General features: G+C 67.3%; 13 protein-coding genes. 7 read left to right on the forward strand and 6 right to left on the reverse strand.

Annotated features, from left to right (window positions below; genetic code table 11):
* Window positions 1–33: 33 nt before the first annotated feature.
* Genes VX037_RS07210 through VX037_RS07225 form a run of 4 tightly spaced genes read right to left on the reverse strand, consistent with a single transcriptional unit; the run spans window position 34 to window position 5604 of the window.
* The gene (locus VX037_RS07210) at window positions 34–822 is read right to left on the reverse strand and encodes a hypothetical protein (protein ID WP_328713741.1); all 789 of its coding nucleotides are present in this window, start codon (window positions 820–822) and stop codon (window positions 34–36) included.
* On the reverse strand, window positions 819–3764 hold the full coding sequence (locus VX037_RS07215) for a DEAD/DEAH box helicase (protein WP_328713743.1): 2946 nt from the start codon (window positions 3762–3764) through the stop codon (window positions 819–821). The genes VX037_RS07210 and VX037_RS07215 overlap by 4 nt, the downstream gene beginning before the upstream one ends.
* A 60-nt stretch (window positions 3765–3824) precedes the next feature.
* Window positions 3825–4583: an isocitrate lyase/PEP mutase family protein gene (locus VX037_RS07220; protein WP_287016722.1), complete on the reverse strand. Its 759-nt coding sequence runs from the start codon at window positions 4581–4583 to the stop codon at window positions 3825–3827.
* Entirely contained in the window at window positions 4570–5604 is a 1035-nt protein-coding gene (locus VX037_RS07225; protein ID WP_442903648.1) for an ABC transporter substrate-binding protein, read from the reverse strand. The genes VX037_RS07220 and VX037_RS07225 overlap by 14 nt, the downstream gene beginning before the upstream one ends.
* Window positions 5605–5889: 285 nt before the next feature.
* Here VX037_RS07225 and ctaD point away from each other — a divergent pair, with 285 nt between their 5' ends.
* The 4 genes from ctaD to VX037_RS07245 are packed head-to-tail and all read left to right on the forward strand — an operon-like array spanning window position 5890 to window position 10155.
* Window positions 5890–7674 (forward strand): aa3-type cytochrome oxidase subunit I, encoded by a 1785-nt coding sequence (gene ctaD, locus VX037_RS07230; RefSeq protein ID WP_287016723.1) that lies wholly within the window; start codon window positions 5890–5892, stop codon window positions 7672–7674.
* Between the two features lie 23 nt (window positions 7675–7697).
* The gene (gene serB / locus VX037_RS07235; protein ID WP_266061732.1) at window positions 7698–8927 is read left to right on the forward strand and encodes a phosphoserine phosphatase SerB; all 1230 of its coding nucleotides are present in this window, start codon (window positions 7698–7700) and stop codon (window positions 8925–8927) included.
* A gap of 8 nt (window positions 8928–8935) precedes the next feature.
* A complete protein-coding gene (locus VX037_RS07240) occupies window positions 8936–9697 on the forward strand; it encodes an aminoacyl-tRNA hydrolase (protein WP_287016724.1) in 762 nt (253 codons plus the stop codon).
* A complete protein-coding gene (locus VX037_RS07245; protein ID WP_287016725.1) occupies window positions 9694–10155 on the forward strand; it encodes a cupin domain-containing protein in 462 nt (153 codons plus the stop codon). The genes VX037_RS07240 and VX037_RS07245 overlap by 4 nt, the downstream gene beginning before the upstream one ends.
* Window positions 10156–10166: 11 nt before the next feature.
* On the opposite strand, the gene VX037_RS07250 is transcribed toward VX037_RS07245, so the two are convergent.
* On the reverse strand, window positions 10167–11162 hold the full coding sequence (locus VX037_RS07250; protein ID WP_235722504.1) for an LLM class flavin-dependent oxidoreductase: 996 nt from the start codon (window positions 11160–11162) through the stop codon (window positions 10167–10169).
* 151 nt (window positions 11163–11313) lie between these two features.
* Here VX037_RS07250 and VX037_RS07255 point away from each other — a divergent pair, with 151 nt between their 5' ends.
* Both VX037_RS07255 and VX037_RS07260 read left to right on the forward strand, forming a co-directional pair.
* On the forward strand, window positions 11314–12144 hold the full coding sequence (locus tag VX037_RS07255; protein WP_235722785.1) for an ABC transporter ATP-binding protein: 831 nt from the start codon (window positions 11314–11316) through the stop codon (window positions 12142–12144).
* A gap of 62 nt (window positions 12145–12206) precedes the next feature.
* Window positions 12207–13022: an NUDIX hydrolase gene (locus VX037_RS07260; RefSeq protein ID WP_235722506.1), complete on the forward strand. Its 816-nt coding sequence runs from the start codon at window positions 12207–12209 to the stop codon at window positions 13020–13022.
* A 21-nt stretch (window positions 13023–13043) separates the two neighbouring features.
* Here VX037_RS07260 and ligD read toward each other — a convergent pair whose 3' ends face one another.
* Window positions 13044–14027 carry a non-homologous end-joining DNA ligase gene (gene ligD / locus VX037_RS07265; RefSeq protein WP_287016726.1) on the reverse strand — a complete coding sequence of 328 codons (984 nt, stop codon included), beginning with the start codon at window positions 14025–14027 and terminating at the stop codon, window positions 13044–13046.
* Window positions 14028–14084: 57 nt separating this feature from the next.
* Between ligD and VX037_RS07270 the strand changes: the two genes are divergently transcribed.
* Window positions 14085–14873, forward strand: coding sequence for an enoyl-CoA hydratase/isomerase family protein (locus VX037_RS07270; RefSeq protein ID WP_235722509.1), 789 nt, complete (start codon window positions 14085–14087; stop codon window positions 14871–14873).
* Window positions 14874–14900 lie beyond the last annotated feature (27 nt).

Below are 14900 nucleotides of genomic sequence, written 5' to 3' on the forward strand. Positions count from 1 at the left end.
ACCGGCGATTTTCGCCGGTCCGTACTACGAAATCTAGCGGTCGCGGATGCGGTCGTAGAGATCGTCGAGCAGGTCGATGGCCTCGCCGATGTCGCCAGGCGCGATACCCGAGGCGCGCAACGCTTTGCGGAGCGCATCGGCATCGAGGTCCATGATCGGGTTCATCCGCCCGGGAGTGGGCAGCGGCGGCAGCGTGGCGTTGGTGCCGTAGAAGTCGACGGCCGGAACCACCGCCGTGTCGCGGTCGGCCGCCGGTGAGTCGTCCGCCGGCGCCGTGGCGTCGCTTGCCGCGGCCAGCAACTGCACGGTGTCGGTACCCATCACGGTGAGCAGGGTCGCGGCACTGCGGTCGATCTCGGCGGCCACCTCGTAGGCGACGCACAACACGTGTATGCACCGCGGTGACTCATCCGGACACGTGCAGTCGGCGGCGATGTCGGCCGACTCGGTCGGCATGATCAACTCGCCGATTGCCGACGGTTGCTCCCCGCGCGTCAATGCCATCAGCTCTCCGGTCGCGTCGTTCGTACGCAACAGGGCGACCACGGTCGCCGGATCGACGGCTCGCATGGTGAGGGTCACCTCGAACGGGTCGAGCTGACTACCACGCACCGATGCGGTCACGCGGGCCACGCCGATCTGCAGGCGCTCGGCGTGGTGGTCGCGAAAGTACCGCCGCGCCTGAGTGATCCGCCGATGATCCGCATCGCCGGTGTGCGCGCCCTCGACGACGTCGACAAAACTACGGCCCCACCGGGTCGCGCCGTACGCGCGAGCCGCCGAGGCCCTGGGCGTCCGACGTTGACTGCCGCGCGGGCTCACTCGCTGACCGCCTCGTCGCGCAGTGCGAACAGGTCGAACAACTCGTCGTTGCCGAGCTCGGTCAACCAGGTCTCGCCGGACCGCACCGTGAGTCGCGACAGCTCACGCTTGGCGGAAATCATCTCGTCGATCCGCTCCTCCAATGTCCCGACGCACAGGAATCGGTGCACCTGGACGCGCTGATGTTGGCCGATCCGGTAGGCACGATCGGTGGCCTGGTCCTCGACCGCGGGATTCCACCAGCGATCCACATGCAGCACATGGTTCGCGGCCGTCAGGTTCAGTCCGGTGCCCCCGGCCTTGAGGGTGGCGATCAGGGCCGGCGGACCGTCGCCGCTCTGGAAACGGGCGACCATCGCATCGCGGTCGATGCGGTTGATGCCACCGTGCAGCACCGGAATATCGGTGCCCAGCGATTCGGCGAGCCAGGATGACAACAATTCACCGAACGCCGCGAACTGGGTGAAGACCAGCGCCCGATCGCCTTCGGCCGCCGCGGTGGAGAGAATGTCGAGCACCAACTCGACCTTGCCCGACCGGTGCCTGCCACGACGCATCATCGCGGATCCGTCGGCCAGATAATGCGCCGGATGATTGCACACCTGCTTGAGTCGGGTCAGTGCGGCAAGGATGTTGCGCCGACGGATGGTGCGTTGCTGTTTGCTGCGCAGCGCCTCCATCAGCTCGTCGATGACCGCGCGGTACAGCGCCGCCTGCTCGAGGCTGAGGTTGGCACGCACCGTGATGTCGGTCTTCTCGGGTAGATCGGTGATGATCGACGGATCGGTCTTCTCGCGTCGAAGGATGAACGGTTGCGTCAATGCGTTGAGGCGCCGCAGCGCGGCCGGGTCGCGATCGCGTTCGATGGGTTCGGCGAACCGGGCGCGGAACCGCGATGCCGACCCCAGCATGCCCGGATTGACCAGATCGATCACTGCTCTCAGGTCCTCCAGCCGATTCTCCACCGGCGTCCCCGTGAGCGCGATCCGGTGCTCGGCGGGTAAGCCCCGCACGGCCTTCGCTGCTTTGGTGGCCACGTTCTTGAGATGCTGTGCCTCGTCGACGACGATCCGGCGCCAGGTCCGCTGGCCGAGGATCTCCCGGTCCCGGGTGGCGATGGCGAACGTGGTGAGCACGACGTCCGCGCCGGCGAGGACCTCGCCGATCGTCGCGTGCCCCGCGCGCGACGTCCCGTGATGGACCACCACCCGCAGATGCGGGGCGAAGCGTTCGATCTCCCGTTCCCAGTTCCCGACGACCGACATCGGGCAGATGACCAGCGTGGGACCGGCAGCAGGCGCGGGCTCGGCTCGATCGTGATGATCGCCTCTCTCATGGCACAGAAGTGCGATTATCTGGATCGTCTTGCCGAGGCCCATATCGTCGGCCAGCACCCCGCCGATCCGATGGTCGGACAGGTAGGCCAGCCATTCGAGTCCGCGGTGCTGGTAGGGCCGCAATTGTGCGCACAGCGTCGCCGGCGGGGGCAGCTCCGCGGGCCGCAGCCGACCGCCGGCCGCGATGTCGTCGAGCCATGCCAGGCCGTCGATCGAGGTGACCGGTACCGGTACGGAGTCGACGACGAGATTGAACAACTCACCCATGTCGGCCGGATGGTCCGATGTGCCGTGCGCACGTTGGCCGAGGATGAACGCGGCGGCCCGGTGCAGGGCACCTCCTTCGGCGCGAACCCAGGTGCCGCGGATCTTGACGAGGTCGCCTTGACGACGGGCGAGGTCGGTGAGATCGGCCTCCGACAGGGTCATCGCCTCGGGTGTGTCACCCAGGGCCAACCGCCATTCGAACTCGTCGATCTCGGCGACGCCGATCTGCGCGGCGCGCCCGGTGCTGGTGGCCACCGGCCGGGCGCGCAGCCCCAGCGTCGGGCGCACCTCGGCCACAGTCCGGGGCAGCAGCACCGGGCAGCCGGCCTCGGTCAACGCGGCAGCGCCCTCGACGAACAGCTTCTCTACGGTGGGTGTGGTCAGCAGGAAGTCGAGGGAGTGCCGGTCGGGTTCTGCCTGCGCCAACTCGGGAAAGGCGCGGACGGCGGTGGCGAGGCCACTGGTGACACGATCGAGTTCGTGCTGGTCGAGATGCTGCGGTTCCACCGCGTGGATGCGACCGTCGGCATGGCGACGGCACACCTGTAGACGCCACAGGGTGGGCTGATCGGCGGCCCGCCGGGTGGCGTACTCCACATCATCGTCGTCAGGTTCGTGCAGTCGCAGTATCAGCATCGAATCATCTTGCGGTGCAGCCTGATTCCATTGCATCCAGGCCGACTGCGCCATGTGTAGTCGAGATCGCATCGATGGTGATAGCGGCGGTGGTTCCGTGGCCAGTGCTCGTATCAGCCATGCCGCGGGGGGATCGTCGGCGATCAACGGCCCGGCGGCCGCGATTCGGCCGCGACACTCGTGGTCGACGAGTTCGGCGATCATGTCGGTGATCGCCTCGGCGCCACCGTTGGCCGCGACCAACCCTGGTGCGGCCGCCGCCACCACAGCCAGCCAACTGCGCCATGCCGGCGTCGGTACCGACTGCCAACGCAGAAGCGATTCGCCGGCGATGTCGGCGACGCCGGGGGCCACCGAACCGGCGGCGACCGATCGGCGGACGCCGTCGAGTAGATACCGATACCACGCGATCTCGCCGCTGACCGGGTACGGGCGGGTCAGATCGAGCAGTGCGACCGCCGACGACGTGCTCAAGGTCATGCTGCTGATGAACTCACGGCCGGAGCCAGGCCCGGTAATCGTGATCTCCCGCCGAGAACGCCGCCGTGCCAATTGATCCCCGATCGCCTCGGGAAGGTCGTCGGGCCCGACATCGGATCGCGACCACCACAGTGCCAGTCCTACCCCCGGTCGCCACAGCGCATGCAGGGGCAGGGCACCTGGGTGCCCGGAGGAAGTGGTTCGGTGTGTATCGACTGGCATGACAAATCACCGATGAGCCTAATCGCTCCGTCGGACATGCTCGCCCCGACGCCGGCCGCCTCAGCGCCAGGCTGTCAACAACTCGCGAGCCCGCTCGGCCAGGCTCATCTGCCACAGCGGGCCAAAACTGACGCGTCCGACGCCGAGTCCCGCGAGATGTGCCCGATTGTCCTGCGCGGGATGACCGATCGCGTTGACCGGTAACGGCAACTCCGCCGCCAGGCGACGGTGGACGTCGTCGCTGTGGAAGCCCACCGGATACAACGATCGTGCCCCGGCCTCGGCGCACAGCCGGAGCCGGGAGATGGCAAGGTCCACCCGGTCGGACTCCTCGCCGACCTGTTTGAGGAACACGTCGGTGCGGGCGTTGATCACCACCGCGACACCCGCGGCGTCGGCGGCGGCCCGCAACGCTCCCACCAGGTCGGCGTGTTCGGTCGCCGACCGCAGCTGACCACCTTCGGAGTGGACGGTGTCCTCGATGTTGAGGCCGACGGCTCCGGCCTCGAGCAGACCGTCCACGAGACGCGCGGGCTCCTCGGCATAGCCTGACTCGATGTCGACGGAGATCGGGATCTCGACCGCCGCGGTGATCTGACGCACCCGGGTGAGCAGTTCGTCGAAGGTCATTCCCTCGTTGTCGGCACGACCGATCGAGTCGGCCACCGGATGACTGCCGACGGTCAGCGCGGCGAAGCCGGCGTCGGCGGCGATGTGTGCCGACCAGGCGTCCCACACGGTGGGGAACACACCGGGATCGCCGGGACGGTGTAGATCCAGCAGGGTCTGGGCGAGCTGGGCGAGGTCACGAGTTGCCATCGAGGGATCCCTTCAGGTCGTTGAGCACCAGCCAGGCGGCCGCGAGGCCGGAGGAGCGATACCAGATGTCGTCGTTCACCGACAGCACCCGTTTCCAGGTCGGTGCGCCCATGTCCAGCCAACGATCGCTGAGCAGGACGTCTTCGCCGTGCGCCTGACCCTCGTCGCCGACGAAGCTGACGTAGATCAGGTCGGCGTCGGCATCGGTGAAGTTCTGGTCGGTCACCGTGAACGATCGCGGTGAGCGCTGCGGCTCCGGTCGTTGTACTCCGACCATCGACAAGATCTGACCGGCGAAACTGTCGGTGCCCGCGATCATCTCCGAGTCTCCGGTGAACCGGACCAGCGACACCTGGTTGTGCGCGGCGTCCATCCGACGGCCGGTTTTGCGGGTCTCGGTCCGGAACTCCTCGAGGAGTCGGGTGGCGCTCTCGCTGCGCCCGAGCGCGTCGGCGACCGCCTGGAACTGCGCCTGCCAATCGCCCTCGGTCGGGATTGTCACCACGCGGGCATCGGCGAAGGCCTCGGCCGACGCCGCCGATCGGTCGGTGGTGAGCACGACGTCGGGGTCTGCTTCGCCGGCCGTCGCCGGGTCCGGCGAGGTGCCGATGGTCGCGACAGATCCGAGTTGGGGGCCGAGGTAGGTGGGTATCGAGCCTGCGTCGGACGTCACCGCGACCACCTTGGGTCCGATGCCGAGTGCGCAGATCGGATCGAGCAGGCCCGGGTCGGTCACCGCGATGCGCGCGACGTCGGTCTGCCCGGCATCGGGTGCGGTCGGTGCCAGGCAGGTGCGTGTCAGATCGCGATCGGCGTTGACGATGTTGACCTCGGCGACCCGGGTGGTCACCGTCGAGATGGGTGACCCGTCCGGCGTCGTCAACGGTTCCTCGCCAGCACACGCTGCCAGCGCGCCGGCCAGCAGAACCGCCACCGCGACGCCGCCCACGCGCGGAACCCGCCGGGGCCACGAGGCTCGATGGCGGCCGGTCGGAAGCGGGGTCACCACACTGCGATGCACGCGATCACGCTAGCACCGGCGGACCCGTCGACCTCCCGCGGCGGATCCGGTCGGTCCCGATGGGTGCCCACGCGCTCGCCAGCGCGCCGCGCGTCGGCCTCCCCTAGCTCACTGACCTGCGGCTACAGTGGATGGATGAGCTCGAATACGACAGATCGTAGGACCCACTCGGCCACCGTCTGTATGAGGGTTTAGGATCAGTTACCAGCGCTCGTTTTGTTCATGTGGCGACCGCGGGGAAGTAGCAGGTGACCGACCCCGGCGGTTGTGCAACGAGGAGGATCTGTGACCGCGGTTGACCAGCCCACCACGCAAGTGGCTCCAGTGCGTCCCTTTCCGGAGCGCTACCAGCCCAAGGGTTCGTTCATCTACAAGCTGATCACCACAACCGATCACAAGCTGATCGGCATGATGTACATCACCGCCTGCTTCGCCTTCTTCCTGATCGGCGGACTGATGGCGCTGCTGATGCGTGGTGAGCTCGCCCACCCTGGTATGCAGTTCCTGTCGACGGAGCAGTTCAACCAGCTGTTCACCATGCACGGCACGGTGATGCTGCTGCTGTATGCGACCCCGATCGTGATCGGCTTCGCCAACTTCGTGCTGCCGCTGCAGATCGGCTCGCCGGACGTCGCCTTCCCGCGGCTCAACGCGTTCGGCTTCTGGTTGTTCGTCTTCGGTGCCTGCGTCGCGCTCAGCGGCTTCTTGCTCCCGGGTGGTGCCGCCGACTTCGGCTGGACCGCATACACGCCATTGACCGACGCGATCCACTCGCCGGGTTACGGCGCTGATCTGTGGATCATGGGTCTGGCCGTCAGTGGTCTGGGCACCATCCTCGGTGCGGTGAACATGGTGACCACGGTCGTCTGTCTGCGCGCGCCCGGTATGACGATGTTCCGCATGCCGATCTTCACCTGGAACATCCTGGTCACCAGCGTGCTGATCCTGCTGGTCTTCCCGCTGCTGACCGCCGCACTGATGGGCCTGGAGGTCGACCGCCAATTCGGTGCTCACCTCTACGACCCGGCCAACGGTGGCGTCATCCTCTGGCAGCATCTGTTCTGGTTCTTCGGACATCCCGAGGTCTACATCATCGCGCTGCCGTTCTTCGGCATCGTGTCCGAGGTCTTCCCGGTGTTCTCGCGCAAGCCGATCTTCGGCTACTCCGGTCTGATCTATGCGACGCTGGCCATCGCGGCCCTGTCGGTCGCGGTGTGGGCGCACCACATGTACGTCACCGGTGCGGTGTTGCTGCCGTTCTTCTCCTTCATGACCTTCCTGATCGCGGTGCCGACCGGTGTGAAGTTCTTCAACTGGATAGGCACGATGTGGCGCGGTCACATGACGTTCGAGACACCGATGCTGTTCTCGGTGGGCTTCATCGTCACCTTCCTCTTCGGTGGTCTGACCGGTGTGCTGCTGGCGAGCCCGCCGCTGGACTTCCACCTGTCCGACAGCTACTTCGTGGTCGCGCACTTCCACTACGTGCTCTTCGGCACCATCGTGTTCGCCACCTACGCCGGCATCTATTTCTGGTTCCCCAAGATGACCGGACGCATGCTCGACGAACGACTGGGCAAGATCCACTTCTGGCTGACGTTCATCGGCTTCCACACCACCTTCCTGGTGCAGCACTGGCTGGGTAACGAGGGTATGCCGCGCCGTTACGCCGACTACCTGCCGTCCGACGGGTTCACCACGCTGAACGTCATCTCCACGGTCGGTGCGTTCATCCTGGGCCTGTCGACACTGCCGTTCCTGTGGAACGTCTTCCGTAGCTACCGCTACGGCGAGGTCGTGACCGTCGACGACCCGTGGGGCTTCGGCAACTCGCTCGAGTGGGCCACCAGCTGCCCGCCCCCGCGGCACAACTTCACCGAGCTGCCCCGGATTCGTTCCGAACGTCCGGCGTTCGAGCTGCACTATCCGCACATGATCGAACGGATGCGCGCCGAGGCGCACGTCGGGGCCGGTCACAACTCGGGCAAGGACCGCCACATGGAAGACGCGCGACGTAGTCCGTTGACGGTCGGTGACCACGAGGGTTCGCCGGACCCGGATCCGCGCTGACGCGCACGCACTCTGCGAAACACGTGGTCAACGAATCGAGCGACACAACAGTTCTGATCACCGTCACCGGACCGGATAAACCCGGCGTCACCTCGGTGCTGATGGGTGCGCTGGCCGGTCAGCAGGTCAGCCTGCTCGACGTCGAACAGGTCGTCATCCGCGGCCGCCTCACCCTCGGCGTGCTGGTGTCCGCCGCCGGCGATGCCGAGGAAGTCCAAGATGTCGTCGAACAGGCGATGGCCTCGATAGGGATCGACGTCATCGTCGAAGTGGGTGCAGCCAGTGCCGGCCGTCGTCCGTCGAGTCACGCGGTGGTGGTGCTGGGAAGTCCGGTCACCGCGCGCGCATTCCGGGCGCTGGCCGGAGCGCTGGCGAAGCAGGGCGTCAACATCGACTCCATCCGGGGGGTGGCCGACTACCCACTCACCGGACTCGAGTTGATGGTCAGCACCGGACGTGACGACGTGGCCGCCGATGCCGCATTGCGTAAGGGCCTCGCCGCGGTCGCGGCCGATCACGGCGTCGACATCGCGGTGGAACGCGGCGGTCTGGCGCGACGCGCCAAACGGGTCATCGTCTTCGACGTCGACTCCACCCTGATCCAGGGCGAGGTCATCGAGATGCTCGCGGCGCGTGCCGGCCGCGAAGCCGAGGTGGCGGCGGTCACCGAGGCCGCGATGCGCGGCGAACTGGACTTCTCCGAATCGCTGCATCAGCGCGTGGCTGTCCTCGCCGGACTCGACGCCAGCGTCATCGACGACGTCGCTAGTTCGCTGGAGCTGACGCCGGGCGCCCGGACCACCATCCGTACCCTGCACCGGCTCGGATACCACTGCGGTGTGGTCTCCGGCGGCTTCCGACAGGTCATCGATGGCCTGGCGCACGAACTCGAACTGGACTTCGTGCGGGCCAACACGCTCGAGATCGTCGACGGCAAACTGACCGGCCGGGTGATCGGCGAGGTAGTCGACCGGGCCGGCAAAGCGAAGGCGTTGCGGGCGTTCGCCGATCAGGTCGGGGTCGCCATGGAGCAGACCATCGCGGTGGGCGATGGTGCCAACGACATCGACATGCTCAGCGTGGCCGGCTTGGGGATCGCCTTCAACGCCAAACCTGCGTTGCGTGAGGTCGCCGACGCCGCGCTGAGTCACCCCTTCCTCGATGCGGTCCTGTTCATCCTCGGTGTCACCCGCGACGAGATCGAGGCGGCCGACGCCGCCGACGGGGTGCTGCGTCGAGTACCGCTCAGCTGACGGCCGTCATGCCGGAGAATCTCGCGATCAACGGCGGCGTTGACGATCCGTTCGACGACGCATTCCGGCGCCTGCAGACCTATGTCGGCGGCGGTGCGGATCCGGCGGACCCTGCCGACGTGCTGGCCATGCAGATGGTGTTGCGCATCGAGAAGACCGAGCCACCGGCGCGTGCGGACGTACTGATCGCCGCGGCGCGCGCCGTCGCGTTGTTGTGTCTCGACGATCGTTGCGGTGGCTACGGCCCCTGGGCGACGCCGATGGACGACTGGTGTGCCGCCCGCATCCGGAAGATCGCGCGGCGTGCTCGAGGTGCACAATGGGCTGCGGCGCAAGAAGTCTGGGGTCTGACTGTGACCGAGGGCGGGGCACAGGCACGCGCGCTGGTACCCGGGCGGGTGGGGGATGTTGATCGCCGGATCTCGCGCCTGCAGATCGGCGGCACGGACCTGCCAGGTGAGCTCTCGTCAGACCCGGATCACGCGGGGGTCGTCCTCTGGCTCAACCCGGGAGTGACGATGACCGTGGGCAAGGCGGCCGCACAGGTGGGGCACGCGGCGATGCTCGCGGTGAAGCTGATGGAACCAGAGCGGGCACGCTCCTGGCGGAGCGCGGGCTGTCCGTTGACGGTCCGCGCGGCCACCCCGCAGTCGTTCGCAGCACTACTCGACGCCGATGCCCGCGGTGACGCGGTGGCGGTGCGCGATGCCGGGTTCACCGAGATCGCGCCCGGTTCGGTGACGGTGATCGCGGAGGTGATCGATTCATGAACGAGCACCTGCTACCGCCGTGGGCGCGCGAACTGGGCCTGGTGGCGCATCCGGAAGGCGGCTGGTACCGAGAGACCTGGCGCAGCCCGGTGACCGTACCCGCCGGCGTTCTGCCGCAGAGCTATTCGGGCGACCGCGCTGCGGCCACGGCGATCCTGTTCCTGCTGTTGCCGGGAGAACGGTCGGCGTGGCACACCGTCAGAAGCACCGAGCTGTGGCTTTACCATCGGGGATCACCGGTCCTGCTCGAACTCGGCGGCGATGCCGAGGAGCCGAGGACACCGACCGGGATCGTCGTCGGTTCCGATGTCGCGAATGGGCAGCAGCCCCAAGCCGTGGTGCCCCCGGCGACGTGGCAACGCGCGCGGCCGGTCGGGGATGAACCAGCGCTGGTCAGTTGCGTCGTGTCACCCGGCTTCGACTTCGCCGATTTCCGCCTGGCCGGACCCGGGGTCTGACACGCCGGTGGTCAGTCACCAGCCGCCGACAACGCCCGTGCCGGCGCGATGTGGGCCAAGGTGTTGAGCCAGACGTCGCGGTCCGGGGCGATCGACGCGACGATGAGCTCGTCGGCGTGCGCATGGCCGGTGAACCAGTCCAGGTAGTCGGTGACCTGCGCCGGGGTGCCGACGCCGGAGTACGTCATCATCGCCTCGATCTGCCGACCTTGCGGCATGTCGAGCACCATATCGGCCTCCTCGTCGGAGAACCGGCGATCCCGGGCGAACAACGCGTTGACCCGGGCCCGCTTGGCCTTGCGGAGCTGTTCGGCAGCCACGGCCTCGTCCTCGTCGGCGATCACACACACCCCGGCGATCACGTACGGAGCGTCGAGCTGCTCGGACGGTTGGAACTCCCGTCGATACAGGGCCACCGCCTCTTCCAGCGCCTGCGGGGCGAAGTGCGATGCGAACGCGTACGGCAGCCCCAGGGCGGCGGCCAACTGCGCGCCGAACAACGACGACCCGAGGATGTAGAGCGGGATGTCGGTGCCGGCGCCGGGAGTGGCATTAACGCCCTCGACCCGGGAGCGGCCGCGCAGATATGCCTGCAGCTCCAGGACGTCGGAGGGGAACCGATCCGCCGAAGCCATGCTCCGACGAAGGGCGGCAAACGTCTGTTGGTCTCCGCCGGGCGCGCGGCCCAACCCCAGGTCGATGCGCCCGGGATGCAACTCGGCGAGTGTGCCGAACTGTTCGGCGATGGCCAGCGGCGAATGGTTGGGCAACATGACCCCGCCCGCGCCCAGTCGGATGGTTTCGGTGTGTGCGGCGATATGCGCGATCAGTACCGCCGGCGCGGCCGAGGCGATACTGGACATGTTGTGGTGCTCGGCGTACCAGATGCGTCGGTAGCCCCAGGCCTCGGCGCGCTGCGCCATGTCCACGCTGGCGGCAAAGCTCTCACCGACCGTTTCACCGGAGCCGACCTGAGCCAGGTCGAGGATGGACAAGTCAACACTCATGTCCTTCTCAAGGCGGCGGTCCCGTCGGGTATTCCACGCTGCCCGATTGTGTTCTGCCCGAGGATGTGTCGCCCTGCTCACGACGGGTACGCGAGACGTGGTGCACGATAGGGGGGTGACGAAACCGAGTGATCGCAGTGGCGCCGACGACGTGTACGAATCCGATCCCGATCTCTTGGTCGACTTCCGCGATGTCACTCTCGTGCGGGGTGGCAACACCCTGGTGGGCCCGGTGACCTGGCAGGTGGAGCTCGACGAACGCTGGGTGATCATCGGGCCCAACGGCGCGGGCAAGACGTCGCTGATGCGGCTGGCCTCGGCGCAGGAGCATCCCACCTCGGGCACCGCGTTCGTGCTCAACGAGCAGCTCGGCAGAGTGGAGGTGCGCGAGCTGTCCACCCGGATCGGAGTCTCGAGCGCGGCGCTCGCCGAGCGGGTGCCGCCGAACGAGATCGTCAGCGACCTGGTGATCTCCGCCGGCTACTCGGTGGTCGGGCGGTGGCGGGAGAGCTACGACGACATGGATCGTGGCCAGGCCGTGGAATCGCTGGAATCGATGGGTGCCGAGCATCTGGCGGACCGGAGCTTCGGCACGCTGTCCGAGGGGGAGCGCAAACGCGTGCTCATCGCACGCGCGCTGATGACCGACCCCGAGCTGTTGCTGCTCGACGAACCGGCCGCCGGCCTCGACCTCGGGGGCCGCGAGGAACTCGTGGATCGGCTCGGGCGTCTCGCCGCGGATCCGGAGGCGCCGGCGATGGTGCTCGTGACCCATCACGTTGAGGAGATCCCGGACGGGTTCACCCATGCGATGCTGCTCTCCGAGGGGGAAATAGTGGCGCAGGGACTACTCGACGACGTGCTCACCAGTGAGAATTTGTCGACCGCGTTTCGGCAGCGCATCACTCTGAGCCGACCGGGCGGCCGGTACTTCGCCCGCCGTGCGCGGCGGGCCGGCGGGCATCGGCGCGCAGCCGGTTGACCCGAGGGCGTTACTGTCAGGGGAATCGGACCACCGATTACGTCAGACAGGAGACGACCATCATGAGTTCATCGCAGCCGACCGAACCCGCCCCGCTGCGAGACGCCGCCACGGTGGTCCTCGTACGAGACACCGCCGACGGGCCTGAGGTCTTCCTCCAGCGTCGAGTGCAGCAGATGGCCTTCGCCGGCGGCGTCACGGTTTTTCCCGGTGGGGGCGTCGACCCGCGCGACGCCGAAGCGGATATCGACTGGACGGGGCCCGGCGCCGACTGGTGGGCCCACGCGTTCCACACCGACGAACAGACCGCGCAATCTTTGGTGTGCGCGGCGGTCCGCGAAACGTTCGAGGAGTGTGGTGTCCTGCTGGCGTCCCGGCCCGACGGCTCATTTCCCGATCCGGACAGCTTCGGCGCCGAACGGACCGGCCTCGTGGACAAGTCGTTGTCGTTCGCGCAGTTCCTCCGCGATGCCGGACTCAGTCTGCGGGCCGACCTGCTGCGCCCGCTGGCGCACTGGATCACCCCGATCATCGAGAAACGTCGATATGACACGCGGTTCTTCATCGCCGCACTGCCGTCGGGGCAGACCGCCGACGACAAGACCTCCGAGGCCGAGGTGGCCGGGTGGGCCACCCCGCGCGCTGCGCTCGACCTCTGGGTCGCCGACAAGCACGTTCTGTTGCCGCCGACCTGGGCGCAGCTGACCCATCTCAGTGAGTTCGGCTCGGTGACCGAGATTCTCGCCGCCGAGCGCGAGGTGGCGGCCATCGAACCGTCGGTGGAGCCGGGTGCGGGTCTTGCCGGCCTCAAGTTCGACGGCTCGGAGCGCTATTTCGCCGTCGCTGCCGAGCGGAAGGTACCCGGACTGAGTCGGTGACGGGTTATCGCGTCCGCGCGATCACCGATCCATATCGATGACGTCGGGCTCATCGGTTCCGACGCCGATGTCGTCGCGGTCGGCCCATTCCAGCAGCGTGTCGAGGCGGTGGGCGACGTCGTCGATCTCGGCGTGCAGGTCGCCGATCTCGACGAACCGGTCCGGCATCGTCGCGATGGTGAAGTCGTCCGGAGCGATGTCATCGATCTCGTCCCACCTAATCGGTGCGGACACCGTGCCGCGCGGGTTGCCGCGCACCGAGTAAGCCGAGGCCATCGTGTGATCGCGGGTGTTCTGGTTGTAGTCGACGAACACCGCGGTCGGGTCGCGATCCTTGCGCCACCAGGTGGTGGTGACGTCGTCGGGTGCGCGTCGCTCAATCTCGCGGGCGAACGCCAGGGCGGCCCGACGTACGTCGGCGAAGCCCCACTCTGGTTCGATTCGTACATAAATATGCAGGCCACGGCCGCCCGAGGTCTTGGGGAAGCCGCGCATCCCGAGTTCGTCGAGCACTTCTTCGACGACGTGGGCGACCCGCTGGATGCGAGAGAACGGGCAATCGGGCATGGGATCGAGGTCGATCCGCCACTCGTCGGGGGACTCAAGATCGTCGCGTCGGGAGTTCCAGGGATGGAACTCGACGGTGGACATCTGCACCGCCCAGATCACACTGCCCAACTCGGTGACACATAGTTCGTCGGCGGTACGGCCGAACCGCGGAAACCAGAGTTCGACCGTCTCGAGCCAGTCGGGCGCACCGGCCGGAATGCGCTTCTGGTGCACCTTCTTGCCGTCGACCCCTTGGGGAAATCGGTGCAACATGCATGGTCGTTCGCGTAGCGCGCGGACGATGCCGTCGCCGACTGCCAGGTAATACTCGGCGAGGTCACGCTTGGTTTCGCCACGCTCGGCGAAATACACGCGCTCCGGACTGGACAGCCGGATGATCCGGTCACCGACCGGCAGTTCGATCGGTTCACCGGCATCGTTCGAGGCCTTGGCCATGGACCAACTGTATGGCCTCCGCACCCGGTCGCGACGGACGAACGGTAGCCTTCGACCATGGCTGAGTTCGTCACACTCGAGACATCCGACGATCATCCCGGAGTCGGCACCATCCGGTTGAACCGTCCGCCCATGAACGCGCTGAACCGGCAGGTACAGAACGAACTCGCGGCTGTTGCCGACGAGGCGACAGTGCGCGACGACATCAAGGCCGTCGTCATCTACGGCGGGCCGAAGGTCCTCGCCGCTGGTGCCGACATCAAAGAGATGAACGAGATGACCTACGCCCAGATGAGCAAGGTGGCCGGCCGCCTGCAGTCGGCGCTGGGTGCCATCTCGGAGATCCCCAAACCGACGGTCGCGGCCATCACCGGCTACGCACTCGGCGGTGGGCTCGAGGTGGCACTCGGCGCCGACCGGCGCATTGCCGGCGACAACGCCAAGCTCGGCGTGCCGGAGATCCTGCTGGGTGTGATCCCCGGTGGCGGCGGAACCCAGCGGCTGGCGCGGCTGATCGGTCCGGCCAAGGCCAAGGACATGATCTTCACCGGGCGTTTCGTCGCCGCGGATGAGGCGCTGGAGATGGGGCTCGTCGACGAGGTCGTGGCACCCGACGACGTCTACGACACCGCACTCGCCTGGGCGGGACAGTTCGCCAACGCAGCAGCCATCGCACTCGCCGCCGGCAAGAAGGCCGTGGACCAGGGACTCGGAGTGGATCTCACCACGGGTTTGAAGATCGAGGAGCAATTGTTCGCGGCGCTGTTCGCGACCGAGGACCGCGCGATCGGCATGGCGTCGTTTGTCGAGAACGGCCCCGGCAAGGCGGCATTCACCGGCAAGTGAGCTCCTTTCGCCCCCGCCCCACCATCA

The organism is Gordonia sp. Z-3 (genome assembly GCF_036233855.1).
In the GTDB taxonomy this organism is placed as follows: domain Bacteria; phylum Actinomycetota; class Actinomycetes; order Mycobacteriales; family Mycobacteriaceae; genus Gordonia; species Gordonia tangerina.